General features: G+C 63.6%; 24 protein-coding genes. 9 read left to right on the top strand and 15 right to left on the bottom strand.

All coding sequences use genetic code 11. From position 1 onward, the window contains the following. Positions 1–139 precede the first annotated feature (139 nt). Entirely contained in the window at positions 140–1,045 is a 906-nt protein-coding gene (locus tag NKI70_RS09080) for a LysR family transcriptional regulator (protein WP_352724491.1), read from the bottom strand. Positions 1,046–1,075: 30 nt separating this feature from the next. Further along, positions 1,076–1,207, bottom strand: coding sequence for a hypothetical protein (locus tag NKI70_RS09075; RefSeq protein WP_023674354.1), 132 nt, complete (start codon positions 1,205–1,207; stop codon positions 1,076–1,078). Between NKI70_RS09075 and NKI70_RS09070 the strand changes: the two genes are divergently transcribed. Further along, complete coding sequence (locus NKI70_RS09070) at positions 1,185–2,081, top strand: MBL fold metallo-hydrolase (protein ID WP_352699115.1); 897 nt, start codon at positions 1,185–1,187, stop codon at positions 2,079–2,081. The two genes, NKI70_RS09075 and NKI70_RS09070, sit on opposite strands and share 23 nt — an antisense overlap. 89 nt (positions 2,082–2,170) lie before the next feature. Here the strand turns inward: NKI70_RS09070 and NKI70_RS09065 are convergent, their stop codons facing one another. The 5 genes from NKI70_RS09065 to NKI70_RS09045 all read right to left on the bottom strand — a co-directional run bounded on the left by NKI70_RS09065 (position 2,171) and on the right by NKI70_RS09045 (position 8,238). Continuing rightward, positions 2,171–3,040, bottom strand: coding sequence for a patatin-like phospholipase family protein (locus NKI70_RS09065; RefSeq protein ID WP_352569779.1), 870 nt, complete (start codon positions 3,038–3,040; stop codon positions 2,171–2,173). Further along, the gene (locus tag NKI70_RS09060; protein ID WP_502897770.1) at positions 3,037–4,287 is read right to left on the bottom strand and encodes a M16 family metallopeptidase; all 1,251 of its coding nucleotides are present in this window, start codon (positions 4,285–4,287) and stop codon (positions 3,037–3,039) included. Before NKI70_RS09060 ends, NKI70_RS09065 begins: the two co-directional genes overlap by 4 nt. 166 nt (positions 4,288–4,453) lie before the next feature. After that, entirely contained in the window at positions 4,454–5,818 is a 1,365-nt protein-coding gene (locus tag NKI70_RS09055; protein WP_352624310.1) for a M16 family metallopeptidase, read from the bottom strand. Between the two features lie 97 nt (positions 5,819–5,915). Next, a complete protein-coding gene (gene rsmD / locus NKI70_RS09050) occupies positions 5,916–6,470 on the bottom strand; it encodes a 16S rRNA (guanine(966)-N(2))-methyltransferase RsmD (RefSeq protein ID WP_352616872.1) in 555 nt (184 codons plus the stop codon). After that, positions 6,451–8,238, bottom strand: a complete 1,788-nt coding sequence (locus tag NKI70_RS09045; RefSeq protein ID WP_352699120.1) for a pseudouridine synthase — start codon at positions 8,236–8,238, stop codon at positions 6,451–6,453. Before NKI70_RS09045 ends, rsmD begins: the two co-directional genes overlap by 20 nt. Positions 8,239–8,314: 76 nt before the next feature. Between NKI70_RS09045 and NKI70_RS09040 the strand changes: the two genes are divergently transcribed. Continuing rightward, positions 8,315–8,767: a nucleoside deaminase gene (locus NKI70_RS09040; protein ID WP_352699122.1), complete on the top strand. Its 453-nt coding sequence runs from the start codon at positions 8,315–8,317 to the stop codon at positions 8,765–8,767. An 84-nt stretch (positions 8,768–8,851) separates the two neighbouring features. On the opposite strand, the gene NKI70_RS09035 is transcribed toward NKI70_RS09040, so the two are convergent. Further along, complete coding sequence (locus NKI70_RS09035; RefSeq protein WP_352458053.1) at positions 8,852–9,532, bottom strand: hypothetical protein; 681 nt, start codon at positions 9,530–9,532, stop codon at positions 8,852–8,854. A gap of 194 nt (positions 9,533–9,726) precedes the next feature. Continuing rightward, entirely contained in the window at positions 9,727–12,717 is a 2,991-nt protein-coding gene (ileS, locus tag NKI70_RS09030; RefSeq protein WP_352699124.1) for an isoleucine--tRNA ligase, read from the bottom strand. Between the two features lie 335 nt (positions 12,718–13,052). On the opposite strand from ileS, the gene NKI70_RS09025 reads away from it, so the two are divergent. Together NKI70_RS09025 and NKI70_RS09020 are read left to right on the top strand one after the other, a co-directional pair. Beyond that, positions 13,053–13,463, top strand: a complete 411-nt coding sequence (locus tag NKI70_RS09025) for an Xre family toxin-antitoxin system antitoxin (protein ID WP_352699126.1) — start codon at positions 13,053–13,055, stop codon at positions 13,461–13,463. A 5-nt stretch (positions 13,464–13,468) separates the two neighbouring features. Continuing rightward, positions 13,469–13,903: an RES family NAD+ phosphorylase gene (locus NKI70_RS09020; protein ID WP_023674343.1), complete on the top strand. Its 435-nt coding sequence runs from the start codon at positions 13,469–13,471 to the stop codon at positions 13,901–13,903. Between the two features lie 3 nt (positions 13,904–13,906). Here the strand turns inward: NKI70_RS09020 and NKI70_RS09015 are convergent, their stop codons facing one another. Together NKI70_RS09015 and NKI70_RS09010 are read right to left on the bottom strand one after the other, a co-directional pair. After that, entirely contained in the window at positions 13,907–14,719 is an 813-nt protein-coding gene (locus tag NKI70_RS09015) for a MipA/OmpV family protein (RefSeq protein ID WP_352724490.1), read from the bottom strand. Positions 14,720–14,917: 198 nt separating this feature from the next. After that, on the bottom strand, positions 14,918–15,823 hold the full coding sequence (locus NKI70_RS09010) for an alpha/beta hydrolase (RefSeq protein ID WP_352724489.1): 906 nt from the start codon (positions 15,821–15,823) through the stop codon (positions 14,918–14,920). 196 nt (positions 15,824–16,019) lie between these two features. Between NKI70_RS09010 and NKI70_RS09005 the strand changes: the two genes are divergently transcribed. Together NKI70_RS09005 and NKI70_RS09000 are read left to right on the top strand one after the other, a co-directional pair. Next, the gene (locus tag NKI70_RS09005; protein WP_352724488.1) at positions 16,020–16,619 is read left to right on the top strand and encodes a DUF2165 family protein; all 600 of its coding nucleotides are present in this window, start codon (positions 16,020–16,022) and stop codon (positions 16,617–16,619) included. A 341-nt stretch (positions 16,620–16,960) separates the two neighbouring features. After that, complete coding sequence (locus tag NKI70_RS09000) at positions 16,961–17,515, top strand: HdeD family acid-resistance protein (protein ID WP_352724487.1); 555 nt, start codon at positions 16,961–16,963, stop codon at positions 17,513–17,515. Between the two features lie 78 nt (positions 17,516–17,593). Here NKI70_RS09000 and NKI70_RS08995 read toward each other — a convergent pair whose 3' ends face one another. Beyond that, positions 17,594–18,577, bottom strand: a complete 984-nt coding sequence (locus tag NKI70_RS08995; RefSeq protein WP_352724486.1) for a bifunctional riboflavin kinase/FAD synthetase — start codon at positions 18,575–18,577, stop codon at positions 17,594–17,596. Positions 18,578–18,586: 9 nt separating this feature from the next. Next, entirely contained in the window at positions 18,587–19,447 is an 861-nt protein-coding gene (locus tag NKI70_RS08990) for a TIGR01459 family HAD-type hydrolase (RefSeq protein WP_352724485.1), read from the bottom strand. A 247-nt stretch (positions 19,448–19,694) separates the two neighbouring features. Between NKI70_RS08990 and NKI70_RS08985 the strand changes: the two genes are divergently transcribed. Then, positions 19,695–21,662 carry a pilus assembly protein TadG-related protein gene (locus tag NKI70_RS08985; RefSeq protein WP_352855238.1) on the top strand — a complete coding sequence of 656 codons (1,968 nt, stop codon included), beginning with the start codon at positions 19,695–19,697 and terminating at the stop codon, positions 21,660–21,662. A 119-nt stretch (positions 21,663–21,781) separates the two neighbouring features. Continuing rightward, positions 21,782–22,414, top strand: coding sequence for a LysE family translocator (locus NKI70_RS08980; RefSeq protein WP_023674336.1), 633 nt, complete (start codon positions 21,782–21,784; stop codon positions 22,412–22,414). 6 nt (positions 22,415–22,420) lie between these two features. On the opposite strand, the gene NKI70_RS08975 is transcribed toward NKI70_RS08980, so the two are convergent. Together NKI70_RS08975 and NKI70_RS08970 are read right to left on the bottom strand one after the other, a co-directional pair. Then, entirely contained in the window at positions 22,421–23,245 is an 825-nt protein-coding gene (locus NKI70_RS08975) for a DUF2189 domain-containing protein (RefSeq protein WP_352724483.1), read from the bottom strand. Positions 23,246–23,388: 143 nt separating this feature from the next. Continuing rightward, the gene (locus tag NKI70_RS08970; protein WP_023674334.1) at positions 23,389–24,093 is read right to left on the bottom strand and encodes a glutathione S-transferase family protein; all 705 of its coding nucleotides are present in this window, start codon (positions 24,091–24,093) and stop codon (positions 23,389–23,391) included. A gap of 108 nt (positions 24,094–24,201) precedes the next feature. Between NKI70_RS08970 and NKI70_RS08965 the strand changes: the two genes are divergently transcribed. Then, positions 24,202–24,567 (top strand): winged helix-turn-helix transcriptional regulator, encoded by a 366-nt coding sequence (locus tag NKI70_RS08965; RefSeq protein WP_352724481.1) that lies wholly within the window; start codon positions 24,202–24,204, stop codon positions 24,565–24,567. Positions 24,568–24,644: the final 77 nt, after the last annotated feature.

The following is a 24,644-nucleotide window of genomic DNA, read 5'->3' as shown; positions in this document are numbered from 1 at the left end:
GGGCGTCTCGCGTAATGCGCCAACCCCCACCGACGCAAGAGGCAGGCCGCGCCCGGTCGAACCGACCCCCTCTGGCCTGCCGGCCATCTCCCCCTCAAGGGGGGAGATCGCAGCTTCGGCCATCAGCGCCTCACCCAAGCTACCGCCCCCGCCCGCCTGCCTCTACCTTCTGCACGGCCGCAATCAGCAGCTCGACGAACCTCGTCACCTTGGGCGGGCGGAAGCGGGCGGCGGGGTAGACTGTGTAGATGCCGCCGGAGGGCAGCCGCCACTCGGGCAGGATCTGCACCAGCCGCCCGGCGGCCAGTTCGTCCCGCACCAAAAAGTCCGGCAGCACCGACAGGCCGGCGCCGGCGCGGACCGCTGCCAGCACTGCCGGCGTTGCGTCGATCGAAATCGTTGCCTGCATGCGCACGGCCTGCTGCTCGTCATCGCCGCGCGAAAATTGCCATAGCAGCGGTTCGCGCAGCGCCATGTTGGCGACGAAGGGCAGCCCGGCGAGGTCTTGCGGTTCGCCGGCGGTGAACCGGCCTGCAAAGCCGGCGCCGCATACCATGAATTGTTGGAAGGTGCCGATGCGCCGGGCCTGCAGGCTGGAATCGGCCAGCCAGCCGACGCGGATGGCCACGTCGATGTGGCCGGAAACCAGATCGATCGTCTCGTCGCCCAGCGTCAGCTCCACCCGGCAGGCGGGATAGCGCGCGCTGAAGGCGGCGACCACCGGCACCACCGCCGATGTGCCGTAGTCGTTGGACGCGGCGATGCGCAGCGTGCCAGTCGGCTCGGCGGCGGCCTGCGCGAGCTCGTCGAATGCATCCTCGGCCTGCTGCAGGACCTGCAGGCAGCGGGCATGGAACGTTCGGCCGGCCTCGGTCGGATGGACGCGCCGCGTCGTGCGGATCAGCAGCGTCGTTCCGACATCGCGCTCCAGCCGCGCCACCTGCTGGCTGACCACCGCCTTGGTGATGCCCAGCCGCTCGGCGGCCCGCGTGAACGAGCCGGCATCGACCACCGCCGCGAAATAGGCCAGCCGGTTCAGGTTCATGCTTCGCTCATGGCAGAGGCAGTCTCATTGTCAGGCAATGGCATACATTACGTCTATTTTGTCGGCCTTCAATACGCATTCCGCTTTTGCCATCTTGCGGGCATCGAGGCCGCCGAATTCCGGATCCCAGGAGACATCCATGTTCACACGGAGAAGCATCATGAAAACCACCCTCGCCGCCGGCGCTGCCGCGGTCTTTGCTCCCGCCGGGCTTGGCCATGCGGCCGGCGGGCTTTCCTGGAAACATTTCCCCGCCGGGCAAAACGGCTTCTTCCGCGCCCCGGTGCTGGTCTCCGGCGCCACCGAAGCCGTGCTGATCGATGGCGGTTTCACTTACCCCGACGGCCGGGCCGTGGCCGAGGCGATCAAGGCGACGGGCAAGACGCTCACCACCATCTATGTCAGCCAGTCCGACCCGGACTATTATTTCGGCCTCAAGCCGATCAAGGAGGCGTTCCCGCAGGTACGGGTGATCGCCGCAGCCGAGACGGTGGCCGCCATCAACGGCAATGTCGAAAAGAAGCTCGCCGTCTGGGGGCCGCAGCTGAAGGAGAATGGCCCGCAGGCGCTGGCCGACGTCGTCATCCCCGAAACGTTCGACGGCAAGACGCTCAGCGTCGATGGCGAGACCATCGAGATCGTCGCCGCGGAAGGCCTCGCCAACCGGCGCTATCTCTTCGTGCCGTCGCTGAATGCGGTGTTCGGCGGGGTGATGATCTTTGCCGGCGTGCATGTCTGGACCGCCGACACGCCGACCAGGGAACTGCGCGCCGCCTGGCTCGCCAATCTCGAAAAGATCGCGGCGCGCAAGCCGGCAATCGTCGTGCCCGGGCACATGACGCCTGAGGCCGCTACGGACCTTTCAGGCGTCGAGCACACCAAAACCTATCTCGTCGCCTTCGAGGAAGAACTGGCCAAGGCCAAGGACGCTGCCGCACTGAAGAGCGCCATGGACGCCCGCTTCCCCGGCCTCGGCATGGGCGTCGCGCTCGACATCGGCTCCAAGGTTGCCACCGGCGAGATGAAGTGGGGCTGAGATGGCCGCCAATCGCGAGCTGATCCGCGCCCCTTACGAAGGATACGCTCATGGTCCAGCGGGCGCTGACGCCGGACGCTTGATTACGGTTATCCGCCGAGACGGTTCGTGCGCTTGCTGGCTTCGGCCTTGGCGCGGGCCTCGACCGCCTTCTCGATCTCGCGCTTCAGCTCGTCCTTGATCGCCACCGTCTCGGCCATCAGCGCCTCGACCTTCATGAAATCGAGCACCCGGTATTTCGACACCGCCGGCCTGATCAATATGTCGGGCCGGCTCTGGTTCAGCTTGCTGGCGATGATCGACTGCATCATCAGCTGCGTGGCGCCGAACATCAGGTCGACGGAGGTCGGGAATTTGCGGCCCGCCTCGGTCGGCGCGCCGACCACGTCGACGGCGATGATGATGTCGGCGTCGAGCTCGATCAGGTCGAACGGCACGGGATTGTAGATGCCGCCGTCGATCAGCAGCCTGCCGTCGCGCATCACCGGGCGGAACACCGCCGGGATCGCCGCCGAAGCGGCCAGCGCCGAATGCAGCTCGCCTTCGTCGAACACGGCGAGCTGGTGGCCATAAAAGTCCGTTGCCGTCACCTTCAGCGGTATCTTCAATTCGGCGAAGGTTTCGGGAATGGCGTCGGGCAGGAACGCCTTGAGGATGCGCTCGACATTGAACTGGCTGACCCGCAAGCCGCCCTGCAACGCTTCGGCAAAAGTGCCGGGCCGCGCCCGCCACATGCGCGTCGCCACTTCGGCGCGGCGGCCGAGGATCGAGCGCGTATAGTCGTGGATGTCCTTGCCGGTCATGCCCGAGGCCATGCCGGCGCCCATGATGGCGCCGATCGACGAGCCGGCGATTGCTGCCGGCCTTATGCCCAGCTCGTCCAGCGCCTCGATGACATGGATATGCGCCAGCCCACGCGCCCCGCCGCCGCCAAAGGCGATGCCGAAGCTAGGGCTCATCCCTTGTTGGCCGCGCCGAGCTTCGGCCCGACCACCATGACGGCCGGCTCGGCGGAGAGCAGCTTTTTCGCCACCGCTTTCACCTGGTCCAACGTCACCGCGTTTATCAGGGCGGCGCGGCGCTGCATGTAGTCGATGCCGAGCTTGCCGAGCTGAATCTCGAGCAGCGTTGAGGCGATCGCGCCGGAGGAATTCAGATTGTTGATGGCATAGGCGCCGATCATGTATTTCTTGGTCGCCGCCAGCTCGGCTTCGGTCGGCCCCTCCTCGGCCATGCGCTTGACCACGTCGCGCACCACGGCCAGCGTCTCGGCCGCCCTATCGGCGCGGGTCGAGGTGGTGATGGACAGCGCCTCGGAATGCTGGTGGTCGACGAGGTCGGAGCTGACGCTGTAGGCCAGGCCGCGCTTCTCGCGCACCTCGTCGAACAGCCGCGAGGTGAAGGTGCCGCCGCCGAGGATCTCGTTCATCAGCACGGCGGCGAAGAAATCCGGCGCATTCCGCTTCACGCCGGGATAGGCGAGTTGCAGCGAGGCCTGCGGCTGGTCGTAAACGACCTCGAGCTGCTGGCCGAGCTTCAGGTCGATGTCGGGAACGGGCGTAAGCGCCTGCTTTTCCGGCAGGCTGCCGAACACCAGGTCGAGCTTCTGCTTCAGCGTCTCGGCGTCGATGGCGCCGACCACCGCGACATGCAGGCCGTCACGGGCGAAACTTGCCTTGTGGAAGGCGCTGAGATCGGCCGGCGTAATCATCGCGATGCTTTGCCTGGTGCCCTGGTCGGGCCGCGCATAGGGATGCGTGCCGTAGATCGCGTCCAGCCATTTGCGTTGGGCGAGCGTATCGGGATCGCGCTCGTTGGCGATGATGCCGGACAGGATCTGCGCGCGGATGCGGTCGATCGGCACCTGGTCGAAGCGCGGCTGGTTGACCGCCACCCGCAACAGGTCGAAGGCGCCGTCGCGCTGCTCGGCCAGCATGCGCATCGAGCCGTAGATGCCGTCGCGCTGCGCATCGAAGCTCATCTCGGCGCCGACATCGTCAAGCTTGATCTGGAAGGCCTCGCTGTCGAGGTTGCCGGCACCTTCGTCGAACAGGCCGCTCATCAGATTGGCAAGCCCTTCCTTGCCGGGCGGATCCTGCGTCGCGCCGCCATCGAAAACGAAGCGGATAGCGACGATCGGCACCGAATAATCCTCCACCAGCCAGGCGGTGATGCCCTTCGACGAGGTCACCTCCTGGATGTTCACGGCGGCGCGAGCGGAAAGCGCCGGCAGGATGACAAAGAGAAGGGAGAGGAACAGGGTTGCTAGAAGAGGGCCGGCGTGCTGGCGCTTCCCTTCTCCCCTTGTGGGAGAAGGTGAGGAGCCCACGAGGGGGGAAGGCAGAGCGGGACCATGCTGGCTCATCATCAAATCAATTCCCAGCTTGGGTTTGCGGCAGAAGATAGCCGGTCGTTGCGTGGTCGAGATTGAGATAGCGGGCAGCGACTTCCTTGACCTGGTCGGCGGTGACCTTGCGGATGCGGTCCGGCCATTGCTGGACGTTCTGGACGTTACCGCCTGTGGCGAGCGTCGAGCCGTAGATGTTGGCCATGTCCTCCTGCTTGTCGCGGGCAAAGATCATCGAGCGTACGAAACGGTCCTTGGATTTTTCCAGCTCGTCGCTGGTGACGCCGTCTTTCGCGATGCGGGCGATCTCGGCGTCGACCGCGGCCTCGATGTCGGCAAGCTTGGCATCGCCGCGCGGCGCGCCGTAGACGGTGAAATTGGTGTCGTCGAGCATGGTGCCCTGGAAGAAGGCGCCGGCCTCGGCGGCGATGCCTTGCCTGACGACAAGCTCCTGGTAGAGCCGGCTGCGGTTGCCGCCGCCGAGGATTTCGGACAGCACGTCGAGCGCTTCGGCTTCGCCGGGCTTTGCCGTGTGATAGGACGGAACCACCCATTGCGTGGTAAAGCTCGGCACGCTGACGCGCCCGTCGGTCAGCGTCACCGTGCGCCTGGTGTTCTGCTCCGGCTCGACCGGGCGGATGCGCGGCGGCAGATCCGGGCCGCGCGCGACCTTGCCATAGGTCTTTTCGGCCAGCGCCTTGACCGTTTCCGGCTCGACATCGCCGGCCACCACCAGCACGGCGTTATTGGGTGTATAATATTTGTTGTAGAAGGCCATCGCGTCGGTGCGGTTCAGCTTCTCCATCTCCTGCATCCAGCCGATGACCGGAATGCGGTACGGCTGGTTCTGCCACAGCGTGGCGTCGATCTCCTCGTCGAGCACCGCCTGCGGATTGCTATCGATGCGCGAGCGGCGCTCCTCGAGGATGACGTCGCGCTCGGTTTTGATGACGTCGTCGTTGAGGATGAGATTGCGCATGCGGTCGGCCTCGAAGCCCATCATCTCACCGAGCGCCTGAGGCACCACCGTCTCGTGAAAGGCGGTGTAGTCGTAGGAGGTGAAGGCGTTGTCCGAGCCGCCGATGGCGGCGACGGCACGGTCGAGCTCGCCCGCCGCATGGTTGCTGGTCGCCTTGAACATCAGATGCTCGAAGAAATGGGCAATGCCGGACTTGCCCGGCGGCTCGTCGGCGCTGCCGATCTTGTACCAGACCATATGGGTGACGATGGGGGCGCGGTGATCGGGGATGACGACGATCTCCATGCCGTTGTCGAGCAGGAAATCGGTGACGACGCCATCGTCAGGATTGTTATCCGCCAGAGCCGGCGCGGCCATCACCAGAGCCAGTCCCAAGAGCGTTCCGCGCAGCCATTCAGCCTGAAATGTCATAGATGGCTCCGGTTTGTAGTGGGACGATAGGCGGGGTTGCTGGTCGAGGCAAAGCGAATTGTTCGTCATTTTGAAGGCGCCATCGTGGAAGCCGAACTCAGGCGGCCTCGATGAACCGGATGACCGTCTCGCCATAGTTGCGCTCGTCGACAACCGAAAAGCCCGGCCCTGCCTCGAACGGCGCCACCGCCGCTTCCTCGACGACGCAGAGCGCGCCGGGGGCGAGCCAGCCACCGGCCTTGGCCGAGCGCAAGGCGCGTTCGCCAAGGCCTTTGCCATAGGGCGGATCGGCAAAGACCAGGCCGAATGCGGCGATGGTGCCCGCCTCGCCCAAGCCCGTCGCGTCGCGGCGGAAAATCTTGGTGCGGCCGGTGAGGCCGAAGGCCTCGACATTGGTGCGGATCAGGCCGCGCCCTTCGGCGGATTCCTCGATGAAGACAGCGTAGGAGGCGCCGCGCGACAGCGCTTCGAGGCCGAGCGCGCCGGTGCCGGCGAACAGGTCGAGCACGCGCGCGCCGTCCAGTCTTTCGGGAAAGCGATGCGCCAGCACGTTGAAGACCGCCTCACGCGTGCGGTCGGTGGTCGGGCGGATGGCAAAGGTGCGGGGCGTCGCCAGCGGACGCCCGCGAAACTCACCGCCGACGATCCGCATTGCTTCCTTTCGGGCCGCCGCGCGGCCGGTCGCCACCGCCATCCGGGCGCTCGCCGCGCGGTTTGCCGAACGGCTTTGCACCGCCGCCTTGCGGCTTGCCGCCGGGCTTGCCGTAAGACGGCTTGAACGATGCCTTGCGCGCCTTGTTTTCTGCCGCCTTGGCGGCGTCTGCCTCCGCTCTGCCCTTGCCGATCGGCCGTGCGCCCGGCGCCATCCAGACATTGGCCTTGCGCTGGCCCGGCGGCTCGATCGGCCGCTGCTCGCGTTCGGATTTTTTCCCACCGAAGCCGCCACGAGGCTTGTCGCCACGGGGTTTGTCCCCGAAGTCGCTGCGTTCAGGTCTGGGGCCACGCTCGCCAAAGCTCTTTTTTGGCCCAAAGCTCCTGTCAGGGCTTGTCGACAGCTTGCCGAGCGCTTCGTCGCGGCTGCCCTCGCGCCGCTTGCGGTTCTTGATCAGGCCGCCTTCGCCGATCGGCCGGCGTTCGCCGTCGCGGGTGAATTTCGGCCGCTCGGGCTCCTCCTCGCGCTCACGCCTGACCGGCTTGTTGGAAAACGGCTTGGCGATATCGGCATCGAAATTGGCGCCGGACTCTTCGACCAGGCGCTCGCCGAGCTGGTCGCGCAGCACGCGGCCCTTGATCTCCAGCACATGGCCTTCCGGCAAATCGTCGAGCTGGAACGGCCCGTAGGAAATGCGGATCAGCCGCGTCACGTCGAGACCGAGCGCGCCCAGGATGTTCCTGACCTCGCGGTTCTTGCCTTCGCGCAGGCCGAGTGTCAGCCAGGCGTTCGAGCCCTGCTCGCGGTCGAGCGTCGCTTCGATGGCGCCGTAAAAGACGCCGTCGACGGCAATGCCTTCGCGCAGGCCGGCAAGCGCGCTTTCCTCGACCTTGCCGTGGACGCGCACGCGGTAGCGTCGCAACCAGCCGGTCGCCGGCAGTTCGAGCACGCGCGACAGGCCGCCATCATTGGTGAGCAGCAGCAGGCCTTCGGTGTTGATGTCGAGCCGGCCGATGGTCATCAGCCGCGGCAGCCCGGGCGGCAGCACGTCGAAGACGGTCTTGCGGCCTTCGGGATCGCGGTTTGTCGTGACCACGCCGGCCGGCTTGTGGAACAGGAACAGCCTGGTGCGCTCGATCGGCGGGATCTCCATGCCATCGAGATGGATGATGTCGCCGGGCATGACGTTGAAGGCCGGCGAGGACAACACCTTGCCATTGACCTTGACGCGGCCGGCCGCAATCAATTCCTCGGCGTCGCGGCGCGAGGCCAGGCCGGCACGCGCCAGCCGCTTGGCAATGCGTTCGCCGGCTTCTTCCGTTGCCTCGACACGACGCGGGCGCGGCTTGAAGCCGCCTTCCGATGCCGCCTGTGCCCTTTGTGCCCCTTGCGGTCGATCGCCGCCAAAATCACGCTTGGGACGATCGCCAAAATCACGCTTGGGACGGTCGAAGCGCCTCTCGCCGCGCTCGCTTTCGGCAGCTGCTGGCCGGTCGCCGCGCGGTGCGTAAGGCTTGCGCGGACCTTCGCGCTTTTCATAAGGCGTGCCCTCCGGACGCGGCCCTTTGCTGAACGGCCTGTCGCCGCCTTTGAAGTCGCGCTTCGGCCGCTCGCCTTCGGCTGCCGCCGGCCGGTCGCCGCGCGGAGCGTAAGGTTTTTTGGCGCCGAAGGACGGCTTGCCACCCTTGCCGGGAGCGCCATCGCGACCACGCGGCCCCGCCGGCTTCGGGCCGGCCTTGCGCGGGAATTTCTTGTTTTTGTCGTCCATGTGGCCTTTGCTCGTTTGCGCGGGTAGTAACAGGATCGCGCTCTAGTGGCGAGGAGATAATCGGAATGGAAACCGCGTGAAGCGGCGGGATTTCATGGCGCTGGCGCTTAAAGAAGCCGAAGCCGCCGCCCTGCGTGGCGAAGTGCCGGTTGGCGCGGTCGTCGCCGGCGGCGATACGGTCGTTGCGAGTGCCGGCAACCGCACCCGCGAGTTTGCCGATCCCACCGCCCATGCCGAGATGCTGGCGATCCGCGAGGCCTGCCGCAAGCTTTCCAGCGAGCGGCTCAGCGGCCACGATCTCTATGTGACGCTGGAGCCGTGCGCCATGTGCGCCGGCGCCATCTCCTTCGCCAGGCTGCGCCGGCTTTATTTCGGCGCTGCCGACGAGAAGGGCGGCGCAGTGGTCAACGGCGTTCGCTTCTTCACGTCACCGACCTGCCACCATGTGCCCGATATCTATCCGGGCATGGCCGAGAACGCAGCAGCAGCATTGCTGAAGGACTTTTTTCGCGAGCGACGCGGACCCTGATTTCTGGTCCGGCAGACGGTCCAAATCCAAGTCAGCCAATCCAGCCAGCCAATCCAGGGCAAGAACGTCTCTGGCGCCGTCAGCCTACCAGGGCAGCCAGTCGAACATGCCGCCGCTCTTACTCTTGGCGGCCGCCTCCCTCTTGAGGCGGCGTTCCTTCTTGTACTCGTCCTCGCCGAGGTCACCCTGCGGCGCGGTGGCGGCGGCAGCGCGGTATTGCACCGGCGGCTCGCTCAGATATCTGCGGGTGGTCGGGTCGCCCTGTTTGCCTTCAGCCCGGCGGCGCATGATTTCCGCGGCGCGGCTCTTGTCCGAATCGGCCGGAGTCCAGGCTGGCGGGTGGCTCGAGCCCGACTGCTTCAGCGCGGCCTTGACCGACGCCGGATCCGTCTGCACGTCATCGATGACCTGCGCCTGGTAGGCCGGGTCGTCCTGATGCAGGGTGGCATCGGCGCGCAGGCGGGCACGGCGCTGCTCCGGCGATTCGGGCCATTCGGCGCTTGCCGTCTCGATGCTTTCCTGCGGCGGCGGCAAGACTTCCTTCTGCCCCGGCCCTGGCTTCACCAGCGTGGGGCGCGGCTTGTAGTCGATACTATCCTTGCGCTTGGGTGCGAAGGAAAAAGCCCCGGTGAGGTCGCCGGCAAGCTGCGCGCCCGCGGTCTTGTCGGTCCCGTAAGTGGGCGAGCCCATGCAGCCGGACAAAGCGAGGCCCGATACGACAAGCGGCGCCAGCAGCGCAACGCGCGCGTAAGTTCTCTCGGTCATGCCAAAAAGTCCCACTGTAGACAGCCTCTCGATTGCCGCCGGCCAAAGAAAGGTCCGGTCCCCATCGCCTATGCTCTTCCGACGGAATTCCGGCGACAATTTGTCGTCCGGAGTTTCGCGTGTTTACCTCAACCACTCGTTAAGGGCAACGCGCGAGGGCCGATCGGCCCCCGCCGTGGCATTTGTGCACCGCCTCAAAGACGGCTCAAAGCCTTCAGCTCATGCAGAACAGCGGCGTCACGGGCCGAAACATCCGGGAATTCCGGATCTGAGCCGACATCGGCGGTGTAGCGCCAGGAGCGCGCGCACTTCACCAGGCCACGGTCCTCCGCCTTCTCGACGACCACGGCGACGCCCTTGACGTCGTCGAGGGTAAAGCTGCCCGCCGGCGCATTGCCGTGCATGATAACCAGATCGCTGGTGATCGCCGTCTCGGCCATGTCGACATCGGCGATCGCCGCTTCGAGCACGGCATCGTCGAGGGTGACGACCGGCACCGCTTCCAGCGAAGAGCCGATGACCTTCTGCGCACGGGCGATTTCCAACGCCCCGGTGACGACACGGCGGACCTGCCGCACCTTGCGCCACTTCTCCGCCAGCGCCTCGTTCTTCCAGTCCGCCGGGATCTCCGGGAACTGGTCGAGATGCAGGGAGACCGCATCCGGATGACGGTCGAGCCAAGCCTCTTCCATGGTGAAGGGCAGCATCGGCGCCAGCCATTTCACCAGGCAGTCGAAGAGATGGCGCACCACCTGCACGGAAGCCTTGCGCTTCACGCTGGAAGGCGCTTCGCAGTAAAGCGCGTCCTTGCGGATGTCGAAATAGAAGGCCGACAGCTCGACCACCATGAAGTCGAGCAGCGCGCGGGTGATGCGCTTGAATTCGAACGCGTCGTAGCCCGAGCGTACGACTTCATCGAGTTCAGCGAGCCGGTGCAGCATCAGCCGCTCCAGCTCCGGCATCTTGTCCAGCGGCACCTCCTCACCGTCGTCATGGGCGAGCGTGCCCAGCATCCAGCGGATGGTGTTGCGCAGCTTGCGGTAGGCGTCGATATTGGTCTGCAGCACGTTCTTGCCGAGCCGCTGGTCTTCCCAATAATCGGTCGTCACCACCCACAGCCGCAAGATGTCGGCGCCGGACTGCCTGATGACGTCCTGCGGCACGACGGTGTTGCCGAGCGACTTCGACATTTTCCGCCCCTCCTCATCCATGGTGAAGCCATGGGTGACGACGGTGTCGTAGGGTGCCCTGCCCCTGGTGCCGCAGCTTTCGAGCAGCGAGGAGTGGAACCAGCCGCGATGCTGGTCGGAGCCTTCGAGATAGACGTCGGCCGGCCATTTCAGGTCGGGCCGGTCCTCAAGCGTGAAGGCATGCGTCGAGCCTGAATCGAACCAGACATCGAGGATGTCCATGACCTGCTGCCATTTCGAGGCATCGTGATTGCCGAGGAACCGCTCCTTGGCGCCGGCGGCGAACCAGGCGTCGGCGCCTTCTTTCTCGAAGGCGTCCATGATGCGCTGGTTGACTGCCTCGTCGCGCAGCACATTGCCGTCGGCATCGGCAAAGACGGCGATCGGCACGCCCCAGGCGCGCTGGCGCGACAGCACCCAGTCGGGGCGCTCCTCGATCATGGCGCGGATGCGGTTCTGGCCGGCGGCGGGCACGAAGCGGGTATCGTCGATGGCTTTTAGGGCGCGGCTGCGCAGCGTCGTGCCGTCGCCAAGCTCCTTGTCCATATAGACGAACCATTGCGGCGTGTTGCGGAAGATGATCGGCTTCTTCGAGCGCCAGGAATGCGGATAGGAGTGCTTCAGGCGGCCGCGCGCGAACAGCGCGTTGCGCTTGATCAGCTCGTCGATGACAGCCTGGTTGGCGTTGCCCTTCTTGCCATTGTCGTCGATGACGCGCGCCGCTCCACCCTCGCGGTCCGGGCCGAAGCCCGGCGCGTCCTTGGTGAAGAAGCCGGCATCGTCGACGGTGAAGGGGATCGCGGTGTCGATGCCACGCTGGCGAAGATCAGAGGCAGCATCCATCCAGGCGTCGAAGTCTTCGCGGCCATGTCCCGGCGCGGTGTGGACGAAACCGGTGCCGGCATCGTCGGTGACGTGATCGCCGGCGAGCATCGGCACGGGAAAATCGTAGCCGCCGCCCAGAGCTTTGAGGGGATGCGAAAGCGTAAGGTTTTCAAGCTCTTCGGCGCCAACGCTGCGAAGCCGATTCAGAGTGACCTTGGCCTTCGCGGCAGCGTCGTCCGCAAGCTTCTCGGCAAAGATCAGCTTTTCGCCGGGCTGAGGACCAAAGGCGTTCTCGGCCGCGGTAACCTCGTAGAGACCATAGTTGATGCGCGGCGAGTAATTGACGGCGCGATTGCCGGGGATTGTCCACGGCGTCGTCGTCCAGATGACGACGTTGGCATCAAGCAGATCGAGCGACGTCTGCGTCAGCTTGGGATCCAAGGCTGGCTGGCCATCCTCGATGTTGATGACCTGGCGAGCGAGGCTGACGACCGGAAACTTCGCCCAGATCGTGTCCGACTCATAGTCCTGGTATTCGACCTCCGCCTCGGCCAGCGCGGTGCGCTCGACCACGCTCCACATCACCGGCTTGGAGCCGCGATAGAGCTGGCCGGACATGGCGAATTTCAGCAGTTCGCCGGCGATCCGCGCCTCGGCATGGAAAGCCATTGTCGTATAGGGATTGTCGAAGTCGCCGACGACGCCGAGCCGCTGGAATTCGGAACCCTGCACCTTGATCCAGTGCGCCGCAAACTCGCGGCATTCCTGCCGGAACTCGTTGACCGGCACCTCGTCCTTGTTCTTGCCCTTGGCGCGGTACTGCTCCTCGATCTTCCATTCGATCGGCAGGCCGTGGCAATCCCAGCCGGGTACATAGTTCGAGTCATAGCCGCGCATCTGGAACGAGCGGGTGATGACGTCCTTGAGGATCTTGTTCAGCGCATGGCCGATATGGATGTTGCCATTCGCATAGGGCGGGCCGTCGTGCAGCACGTATTTTTCGCGGCCGGCTGCGTCTTCGCGCAACTTGCGGTAAAGGTCCATGTCCTGCCAGCGTTTGACCAGCAGCGGCTCCTTTTCCGGCAAACCGGCGCGCATCGGGAAATCCGTCTGCGGCAGGTAGAGCGTTTTGGAATAGTCGATCGTCTCGGCGGTCTCGGTATCAGTCATTCGTCTGCCATATGCGTTGCCCGGCGGCAAAAGAGCCCGGGCGTTGAACTATCATGATCTGGAAAAAGCGCGAGAGGCGCGCGCAAGATTCCCGGCGGCTCCGGCGGCGGTCAGGCCGCCCGGAACACCGGGCCTGTAATTCGTATCGCAGTCGCGAGAAGGCGCGAAAAGCTCGTCATGGCTGGGCTTTTAACCGACACAGGCGATGTTGAAAAGCCCGAACTCTCGGCGGTTTCCTGTCGGGGCATCATGTCGTTAGTTTGTTGTCGTGGTTTTCCTTGCATGATGTGCCACTTGCGCCTATATCTAGGGGCAAGTGGCAGCGGAGCCAGCTCATGTCTAGTCTGCATACCAAGATTCGCCCAGAAGCCGATCCCGCCGACGCCGCAATTCCCGATACCGCGACGGAACGGTTTCTCGTTCATGTCACCAGGGTCGAAGGGCTCCGTCAACGGGGCTTCAGTAGTGATGAAATCTACAAGATCGTCGGCCCGCGACGGACCCTGGCGCGTCGTAAAGAGCGAAACGAGACTCTGACGATCACCGAATCCGACCGCGTCCAGCGACTTGAGCGGGTTTCAGCGATGGCGGACCGGGTTTTCGGCAGTCATGAAAAGGCGCAGCGTTGGTTGCGCAAGCGCAGCAGAGTGCTCAACGAGATACCGATCAACCTCTTGCAGTCCGAGACGGGTGCCGTCCTGGTGGAAGAAGAGCTCCATCGCATCGATTACGGCATTCTCGCCTAACACATATGCGGCTGTGGCGCATTTCCAGCTACGCCGATCTCTCCGGCGCCGGTGGCATGGTCAGCGCCGGCCGTTGGCATGTCATGGGGACACCGATCGTCTACTGCGCCGATCATCCAGCTACAGCGCTTCTCGAAATTCTGGTGCATGTGGACGCGGAAGACCTGCCCCAGACCTATCAGCTTCTGGAAATCGAAGTGCCGGACGGCGTTACCGTTGCATCTCTGGAATTATCTGATGACTGGAAGCACGATACAGCCACGACGCAGCGGCTCGGCACGGATTTTATCGCCACAGCCAAGCACGCCGTTATGGAAGTCCCCTGTGTGATCGTCCCGTTTACAAGGAACTATCTCTTCAACCCAGATTTGCTGGCGCGCGACGGCATCCACATCGTTGAGGTCACAACGCATCCTATCGATACCCGATTGCTGGGGTAGACATCACATCGAAAAATCGAAGCGATAGGTCGTCGACACGCCGATCATGAACTGATCCCTGGAGCCGCGCTCCTTGACCAGGCTGGAATCGGCGGCCGGGCCCATCAGGCGGGAATATTCGCCGAACAGACTGGCCGTCATCGGCTCGGTCACCTTCCAGGTCACCGCGCCGCCCAGGCCCGCCGACTTCACCCCGCCGCCGGGATGATATTCGCTAAGTCCCGAGGCCAGGGACTCCTTGGCATCAACGCGGTAATAGGCGTCGAAATAGTCCGATGAGGCGAACGAAACGCGCGGTCCGGCCGAAATCCTGACGTCGGACGTCACATCGTAAAAGGCGTCGGCGGCGATGTCGGCGACAAAGCCGTTATGGGCGCGAATGCCGTGCCGCAATTCGGCGCGGGCACGCAGCCAATCCAAAGGATAGAATTCGAAGAAGCCGCCAGCCTCGCCGCCCCAGCGCACCGGGTCGAGACCCTTCAATTCGTCGGCGTCACCGCCGTCGCGAGAAAACAGGAACTTGCCTGTCAGGCCGGCGCGGACGCCGCCATCGTCGATCAATGCCAATGAGATATTGTCGTTGCGCGAGGTGAAGCGCGCCGCGGGACCAGCCTTGCCGAGCGAGATGATCGGCGAGGCACTGAGCAGGTACTTCTTGCCGCCCTCGAAATTCGGGGCAACCATGCCGGTGGCGCCGACCGTCAGGTACCAGTCTCCGGACAGCCAGCCGAAGGTGCCCTCGCCGGCCTTGGCAACGCCGCAGGTGCCGAGCATGAATGCGGCCAAGACCGTCGGGATCGTCGGGACAGACCGCATCGTTACTCCATACGTCGAACGCATTGGCCGATACAACCAGCCTTGACTGAAGCCATGGCGCCAGTTCGGTAAAATTTGACTTAATATCCGCAACATCGGCAGCGTTGGCCGGCCTGTTCCGCGTTGCAGTCGATTGTTTGGCGCACCAAGATTCCAGATCAAGTGTTTGGAATACGATAGCAGTTGCCTCGGCAGGGGTTACAAACATTCGCGGACAAACATGCCTGCGCTGTGAAGAGCGCGGCGACCGGCGCTCAACCCCGCATTCCAAACCGGCCAAGCGTGAATCATATGCGGCCAAATTTCGAGACCTACTTTGACGTCAGCCGCGCCAGCGGCTTCGGCGAGCCGAGTTGCGTCCGACAACAGCGTCTCGGCCGAACCGGCTTGTATCAGCATTGGGGGAAATCCGCTCAGATCGGCGAACAAAGGCGAGATCAGCGGATCGCGCCGACCAACGCCATTGGGAACATAGGCCGTTGCCAGTTCCTCCAAATACGCCCGGTGGATGATAGGGTCGATTGCGTCCTTGGTTGATAGTGTCGCGCCGGACATCGAAAGGTCCGTCCAAGGCGAAACCAGCCAAAGACATCGCGGCAACGGCTCGCCTGCCGTGCGCAATACACTGACCAGACACAGAGTGAGGTTGCCGCCCGCACTGTCTCCGCCAACCACGATGCGATCCGACGCGATGCCTTGCCGGCTCAGAAAGCGCCATGCGGTGAGTGCGTCTTCATGTTGCGCAGGGAAAGGATGTTCCGGTGCGCGGCGATAGTCGATCGCGAGGGTGCGTATTCCCATTGCCCGACCTGCCTCGGTAACCATTCGACGATGACTTTTAAGGGAGCCGGAGCAGTAGCCACCACCGTGGAAAAAGAGCAGAACCTTATCCCTGTCACTCCCAGGCGCCAGGGACCACTCTCCCTCAAGGCCATCGAAAACCACGCGCTCGCATCGGATGTCCTCCGCGACCGGCCAGACCGAACCGACTTCGTCGAGCCGCGCCCGGCGTTCGTCCCAGCGGACCGTTCGTGGTTTTGACGTCAACAGCCTGCGGACGGCGTTGATCTCCATCAGATCGAGGTGTTCGTCCACATCGCTCATTTTGCTTCCCCAGTCTTGCCAAGCGCCGAGAAAGGCGAACAGCCAAATGTCATCGACAAGATAACGATTGCCTGCTTGCAAATATAGCGACGAACCAGCGCCACGATCATCTTGCGATCAGCCCGATCAATATCAGCGAGAAATCGTCCGAGGTCCGTGCCATATTGGCGGTGCTGCCGTGTGAGCCAATTTTCGATTGCTCGACGGTGCAAGGTTCAAAAGAGGGGGAATTCCGATGCCGGACAATTCGTATGCCGGAACCACTGCCGAGCGGCTTGTCAATCCGCGCAGCGTAGGACGATTGGGGCTGATCGTGATGGCGCTGTTCCCCACCCTGTGGGGTTTTCTCGGTCTGTTGAACGATGCAACCGACTTCAAAGACACTCTGGTGAATGCCGTGAAGCCGATGATCGAAATGACCAACACCTACGGCAACCCATGGCAGCAATGGCGTGCCATCACCATGCCATGGGCTGCCCCTGTGGCACTCGTCGGCATCATGGCCGTCGAGACCCTGGCGGGGATATTCGGACTGATCGGGCTTGTGCTTATGCTGCGCAAGGTGGTTGGCAGCAGCGCCGATTTCGCTCATGGCAAGGCATGGATGATGTTGGGCTGCCTGTGCGCAATCCTGGTGTGGGGCATCGGCTTCACGGTGATCGCCGGCGACTATTTCCTGTCATGGGAAGCCAAGACCATGCCGCTCTCGAACCAGCTCGGCGGAACAATCTACTTCTTGCCCAACGCGCTCGGGCTAATCCTCGCGACCCTGCATCGCGAGGGCGGCGATTACTGAGACCTCGACGCAAGGTTGTGACATGCGGATGCGGATGCGACCGGCGTTGCCCGGCATTTGGAGGTCGGGCTCTATATCAAAGCTCGACGTTGCGGCCGCTTTGCGGACAGGAGCTATTCTCCAACTAAACCTCGGCGTGACCACGGTTTGGCCTGAGGGCGCAAGCCCACGTTTCACGGAAATGAACTCGCAGCGGCTGCTCTTGCCAAAAGCAGACGTCTCGCAGGCGTACCGCCCGAGCATGGGTGTGACCCTCACAGCCTGCTCGCTTTACGAGAAGGCCTATCGGCGTTACCTTCAAAGCCGACAAAAAAGGCCAAGTAGTCTTGAGGGAGAGGGCGATGACACTGCACGGCGATGCCTTGAAAGATGCGATCAGCCAGACGCGGGCGAAATGGGGATGGTTCGTCGCGCTCGGGGTGCTGCTGCTTGTCTTCGGCGGCATTGCCTTCGGCAATCTGTTCATCGCAACCGTCGCCTCGGTCTTTGTCGTGGGCTGGCTGATGCTGATGGCCGGCATTGTCGAGATCATCCATGCCTTCGGCGTGAAGACATGGGGCCGCTTCTTCTATTGGCTGCTCAGCGGCCTCCTCTACGCCGTCGCCGGCTTCTTCGCCTTCGACAATCCGGTCTTCGCCTCGACGGTGCTGACCTTCCTCCTGGCGGTCGCGCTGCTTGCCTCAGGCGTGCTCAGGGCCTGGGTAGGCTACAGCCACCGGCCGCAGCCGGGCTGGGGCTGGGTGGTCGCGGCCGGCGTCATCAGCGCGCTGGCGGGACTGGTCATCGCCATGGGCTGGCCGGTCAACAGCGTGTGGGTGCTGGGCCTGTTCCTGGCCGTCGACCTGATCTTCCAGGGCTGGACCTTCATCGCCCTTGGCTTGGCGCTGAAGAGATAAATTCTGGTTGAGCATGATCTTAATCGGAAAACCGGATCCCACTTTTTGCTTCGCTGACCTTCGGTTCGGGACCATGCTCTAAAAAGCTATGGCCGCGTCCAGCCCGGAAAGCGGCCTGACGCCGGCGAGCAGTGCCTTCGCCTCGGCCTCGTCGCGCTTCATCTGGGCGACCAGCGCGTCAAGCCCGTCGAACTTCACCTCCGAGCGCAGGTAGCCGAAGAAGGACACGGCACAAATCTCGCCGTAGAGGTCGCCGGAAAAGTCGAAGACGAAGGTCTCCAGCAATGGCGCGCCATTGTCGTCGACCGTCGGCCGGCGGCCGAAGCTGGCGACGCCATCGTGTAGCGAACCGTCGGCGCGGCGGAAGCGGACGGCATAAATCCCTTCATTGAGGGTGGCTTCCGGCGAAAGCCTCATGTTTGCGGTCGGAAAGCCGAGTGTCCGGCCGAGCTGCTGGCCGCCAATCACCTCCGCCTCGACGGTGAAACGGTAGCCGAGCAAGCCGGCGGCCTCGGCCACATTGCCCTCGCACAGCAGCGTGCGTATGCGGCTCGACGACACCACCTCGGCGCTTTCGTCGCGAAACGCATCCACCAGCGTGACGCCGAAGCCGTGGCGCTCGCCGGCAGCCATCAGATAGGCCGGACCGCCCTGGCGGTCCTTGCCGAAATGGAAATCGAAGCCGGTAACGGCGTGGCTTATGCCGAGGTTGCGCTCGAGCACGCCGGTGACGAAGGCCTCCGCCGACAAGGAGGCGAACTCGCGTGTGAACGGCTGTTCGACCAGCGCCGCAAAGCCCAGATGCGACAACAGCCGCGCCTTCATCGGCGGCGGCGTCAGCACGAACAACGGCATGTCCGGCCTAAACACCTTTCGCGGATGCGGTACGAAGGTCAGCACCAGGGCGGGTACGCCGCGACGCTCCGCTTCGGCGCGCGCGCGTTCGAGCACCGCCTGGTGGCCGCGGTGGACGCCGTCGAAATTGCCGATAGCCACCACGCCGCCGCGCAGATGGGCCGGCAGCGGTGCGGTTGCGGAAATGCGTTCGAACATGGCCGTCATGGCTTGAACCTATTGCAGCCTGGGAATCACCGCGACCGGCCTGTAGCCATATTTTTCCAGGAAGGCCGCGAGCCTGGCCGGATCCGGCTGCAGCGTCTCACCGTAATCGCGGGCATGGATGCCGCCCGATACGTAGAGCACGTCGAAGCCATTGTCGGCCGCGCCCTTGATGTCGGTCATCATGCCGTCGCCGATGGCCAGAACTTGCGAACGCTCGACCGGGCGGCCGAGAATGACGGCGATCTCCTTCATGGCGACGTCATAGACCGGCGCGTAGGGTTTGCCGGCGATCAGCGTGCGTCCGCCAAGCTGTGCGTATTCGCGGGCCAAAGCGCCTGCGCACCAGATCATGCGTTCGCCGCGCTCGACGACGATGTCGGGATTGGCGCAAATGAAGGGCAGGTTCCTGGCACGCAGCCTCTGCAGCAGATCGGCATAATCTTCCGGCTTCTCCACCTCGTCATCGAACAGGCCGGTGCAGACCACGCCGGATGCTTCGAACTCCTCGACGAGTTCGACGTCGAGGCCCTCATAGAGCGTGAAATCCCGATCGGCGCCTATATGGAAGATCTTTCGCGGCCCTTCGGCGATCAGGTCGCGGGTAACGTCGCCGGACGTCACGACACGGTCGTAGGCGGCGGGAGGAACGCCGATGGCGTTCATCTGTACCACCACGTCGGCGCTGCGACGCGGCGAATTGGTGATCAGCACGACAGGTATTTTCGCCGCGCGAGCAGCGATCAGCGCGGCAGCCGCCGCCGGGAAATGCCATTCGCCATTGTGCACCACGCCCCAGACATCGCACAGGATGGCTGAATAGACTCCCGACAGGTCTGCGAGCGAACCAATGATGTCGGGCGAATCCGCCATGCCGTTGTCCCTGTACTATGATGCTTGCAAGCGCCGCGACCGACGGTCCGTAGCGGCCGGCCCGGATTAACCGAAGCATTTCGCTCTGTCACCAGCTTTCGTTGCGCCCGCAAGATTGCCGCCCGGGGACGCCGGCGAGGACGTGTGGTTAACGGGCATTGAAAAACCGTGCCGACCTTGAACGCATTTCAGCAATCGGAAATTTAAACATGCATGGCATCGTCCGGGAGAAATGGGGCGGGCGGGAATGCTGAAGGCAATAATCGGTGAATTCCGACACGACAGACGTGGCAACTACTCGTTAATGACTGCAATCACCATTGTGCCGCTGATGGCCGGTCTGGCGCTCAGTGTCGATTACGGGGAGTTGCTGCGCCAAAAGCACGAAACGCTGAACGCACTTGATGCGGCCGGCCTCGCCGCTGCCCAGCAGATCGTTGCCGGCGCCAGCGACGACGACGTCAAGGCCTACGCCAAGACATTTTTCGAAACCAATCTCGCACGTATCGACCCGGCGAACACAGCGCTGACCGTCACGCTGCCCAACAACAATGCCGGCGGCGGCACCTTGAAGCTCTGCGCCGGCCTCACCTTCCACCCCTATTTTCTACCGGCCGCCAGCCTGCTGATCGGCGGCACGGCAAGCGACACGACCTTCACCGAATGTTCGGAACTCCGCCTCAAGAACACCCTCGAAGTCGCGCTTGTACTGGATAATTCCGGCTCGATGAGCGATCTCGGCTCCGGCACCGGCGAGAAGCGAATAGACCTGCTGAAGTCGGCCGCCAAGCAGCTTGTCGATACGCTGGCGCTTCAGGCGCAGCAGATGAAGCAGATCACCAAACCGGTGCAGTTTTCTCTCGTGCCGTTTGCGGCCTCGGTCAATGTCGGCCCTACCCACGACCAGGACGGCTGGATGGATCAGGACGGCATCTCCCCGATCCAGCACGAGGATTTCGACTGGACGACGATGAGTGCCGCCAACAATCCGGACAAATATGCCGAGAAGCTCAACGGCGTCTGGTACAAGCGCGGCACCGGCTGGGGCGAGACCAAGGACCAGCCGCTGACGCGTTTCAGCCTCTACGCCGACATGACGGTCGAATCGGGCCGCGAAGAGGTACCCAATTCGAAGCAATATGTCTGCGACACATACAAGAAGAACGGCACCTGCCAGTACGGCCACTGGAGCGCACCGGAATATATCTACACCACAAGCCGCTATGCGAGTTGGCAAGGTTGCGTCGAAGCACGGCCATATCCCTACAATGTCGACGACACCACGCCCGATACAGCGGCGCCGGCCACACTTTTCGTGCCGATGTTCGCCCCGGATGAGGCTGGCACTCTGTGGCTCGATTTCAACCGTGACGGCATCAACGACGTCATCGGCACGTCCTACAATTACGGCAACAACTGGTGGGCCGATTGGCCCTATGTCGCCGGTCCTACCGCTTCCCAGCGCCAGTCTGACATGCGCAAATATTTCCTGGTAAAACCATACGGTTCGCAATCCGCAGCCGCGGGCGATGGGCCGAATTCCTCCTGCACCACCAACCCGATCACGCCGTTGAAGGACGTCAGCCAGGACGCAGAGAAGCAGGAGATCAAGGACGCCATCGACGCCATGGCGCCGAACGGCAACACCAACGTGCCGGAGGGCCTTGCCTGGGGCTGGCGAACTGTATCGAGCAACCCACCGTTCACCGATGGTCGGCCGAACAGCGAGAGGGGCAACGACAAGGTGGTCGTGGTGCTGACCGACGGAGCCAATACTTATAGTGCCGTCAGCGACGGCAGCTACGCCAACAACAGGTCGACCTACGCCGCCTACGGCTACACTGGGCTGACCTATCCGGGATCTGGAAGCGTAACCCGCCTGTTCATGAATACCAGCACCGATATCGGCAAGACCACCTATACCGGTGCCAACTACACGGCAGCACTCGACGAGCAGATGAAAACGCTCTGCGCCAATGCAAAGAATTCGAACGTTCTGGTGATGACGGTGGCGCTCGACCTGTCGCCCACAGATGCCAGCGACAAGAAGGCAATCGATGCGCTGAAGGCGTGTTCGTCGGATTCGCGCTTCCGCAAGGATCCGGCGGACCCGAGCAAGCCAGCCAAGCTGTTCTGGAATGCGACGGGCGCGACGCTGTCCGACAATTTCAAGGAAATCGCCAACGAATTGTCGAACCTGCGCATCGTCGGCTGAAGGCGATGGGATTGGCGACTAAGGCAGGGGCCCCGGCGCACTGGCGCAAAGGCTCCTGCCGTCATGCCCTTGCGGGTGATGGAAGCATGTGGTGAGTGTCCCCACTCGGAGATGCGCTCTTGCCTGAACCCGCCAACCACCTTGCCTTCGCGCTGGTCTGCCTCGGCATGGTGCTGACGCCCGGCCCGAACATGATCTATCTAATCTCGCGCTCGCTGTCGCAAGGGCCGAAGGCCGGGCTGATCTCGCTGGGCGGCGTGGCGCTCGGTTTTTTGTTCTACGTGCTGTCGGCGGCGTTCGGGATCACCGCGCTGCTGCTCGCCGTGCCCTTCGCCTATGATGTGCTGCGCCTTGCCGGCGCGCTCTATTTGCTGTGGCTCGCCTGGCAAGCGGTGAAGCCCGGCGGGCGCTCGCCCTTCCAGATCCGCGAACTGCCGAAAGACAGGCCGCGCAAGCTGTTCGCCATGGGCCTGATGACCAACCTGCTCAACCCGAAGGTGGCAGTGCTCTATCTGTCGCTGCTGCCGCAATTCATCAGCCCCGGCAAGGGCCACGTGCTGTCGCAGCTTCTGGTGCTCGGTGCCACGCAGGTCGCGATCAGCCTGACCGTCAACGCCATCATCGCGGTGACGGCCGGCTCGATCGCCATCTTCCTCGCCGGGCGGCCGCTATGGCTGGTGATCCAGCGCTGGATGATGGGCACGGTGCTGACCGCGCTGGCCGTCAAGATGGCAACCGACGCGCAACGCTGATCGGTCCTACATCGGCCGCCTGACCTGCTCTGCCCGCTCCGGTTCGACCACCCTGCGGTAGAGATGCCAGGTCGCGTGGCCAAGGATGGGCATGACGACGGCAAGCCCGGCAAATAGCGGGATCGAGCCGATGACCAGGAGCACGGCGACCATCAGGCCCCACAGCGCCATCTGCAGCGGGTTTGTCATAACTGCGCGCGCCGACGTCTCGACTGCCGAGACCGCGCCGACATCGCGGTCGAGCAGCAGCGGAAAGGCGACGACAGTCGTCGCCAGCACGATCGCGGCGAAGGCGAACCCGGCCAAGTTGCCGAGCAGGATCAGTGTCCAGCCCTTGCTGGTCGTCAGCACTTCGCGAATAAAGCCGACGATAGAGGCCGGAGGCTGATTGCCGTACAGGCTGGTGTAGATCGATTGCGCGGTGAACAGCCAGAGCAGGAACAGTACCACCAGCATGGTACCGATGACTGCAATCGCGGGCAGCGCCGGGGAGTGGCGCACGTCGAGCGCATGCCACCAGGATGTATCCATGCCGAACTCGCGCCGGCGGCTGATTTCGTAAAGGCCGATAGCGGCGAACGGACCGACCAATGCGAAGCCGGACATCAGCGGATAGATGAGTTGGATGGCGTTCGAGCCCGAGGTCCACTGCGTCAGGATCAGGCCGACCACCGGATAGATCAGGCACAGGAACACATAATGCGACGGCTTGGCCCAGAAATCCTCTACGCCGAGACGGAGCGCATCTATCAGATCCTCGGTGCTGATGCGGCGCACCGTGGGCTGTACATGCATTCCACGTGCGTCCGCCATGACATGAAAGCCGGCCATAACCTTTCTCCCGTGTGTCGGGGCGGTCACCGCCAGGATGGCCGCCCGCAGCTGCCACTTCAAGAACGCCCGTATGATAGCGGATCCCGGCGTGCTTGTCGCCACCGCCCGGCGCCGGGGCGCCGGGCGGCTGAACGAACGGATTAGGCCGCGAAGCGATCGATCACCTCGGCCAGCGGCACGTGACCGAGGCAAGCGCCTGACCCGGCGGGCTTTTCGCCAGCCTCGACAGCGAGCGCGTATCGCACGGCCGGATCGGCTTCGATGCGGCGGCGTAGCGCCGCCACCCTGGGATAAGCGGCGCCGTCGACCGCCTGGTGGAACTCCGCCCAGCGCGCCACGCCGATCAGCGTGGTATCGGCAAGCGTCAGCCGGTCGCCGACCAGGAAATCCGTGTCGAGGATCATCGCCTCGAGCTGGTCATGGCGGTTGGTAACGACCTTGCGGCCAAAGTCACGCAAGGTCGCCAGCAGCACCGGTTCGGCCGGCTCCATTTCATAAGCAGCCCAGAGCGGGGTGAAAGCGGCGGTGAAACCGGTGTTCACGAAAGCCATCAGCTGGTGCATCCGGTCGGCTTCCGGCGAGCGAGACTCAAAGCTGATACGACGTTGCGTATCGCGAGCTTCGAGCCAGGCGGCAATCGCCATGGTCTCGGTGAGCACCCTGCCTTCGTCGGTGATCAACACCGGCGTTTCCTGGCGGCCGTTGATACTGGCATAGGCGTCGTTCTTCATCTCAGCGAGCATGTCGACACGACACAGGCGGTAGCGTTGTTCGAGGCGTTCAAAAGCAGCGACAAGCCCCATCGAACTTCCCAGCGGGAAGCCGTAAAGGAGAATAGGTTCCATTTCTTTGTCTCTTCCATGATTTAGGGATCACGCTGCGCAGCGAAACTTGACCCTAAACGCTGGTCGCCCCATGTAAATTACGCACTATTCTGTAACCAGGTCCCCGCCATGAAAGATGTCGTCTCACGCTGCCCGATCGAGGAGACCATGCGTGTGCTCAGCGGTCGCTGGCCCACCTTGCTGCTCTATTATCTCAAGGACGGTACCAAGCGCTTCAGCGACCTAAGGCGTGACAATCCGACAGTGTCGCACCGCATCCTGGCGCTCGAACTACGCAAGCTGGAGGAAGCCGGGATTGTGCGGCGAACAGCGCATGCCGGCTATCCGCTACCCGTGGATTACGACCTGACGGAGCCCGGTCTCAAGCTTGTGCCGCTCATCGACGCCCTGGGCGATTGGTGGGAAGATACCGAGGACGATCGGGCCAGCCGGGCTACATCGACGCCGGAAACCAAACTCGTGGCGGCGGAATAGCCGCCCGGCGATCACCGCGCCGCAAAGAACTGCCGGCGAGAGCCCAGCGCGCTCCAAGCCGTTCATACATTAGATTC

The sequence above is a fragment of the Mesorhizobium sp. M0500 genome (assembly GCF_040321165.1).
GTDB lineage: Bacteria > Pseudomonadota > Alphaproteobacteria > Rhizobiales > Rhizobiaceae > Mesorhizobium.
Note: the sequence above shows the minus strand (reverse complement) of the source record. Positions and strands in the feature narration are given on the sequence as shown.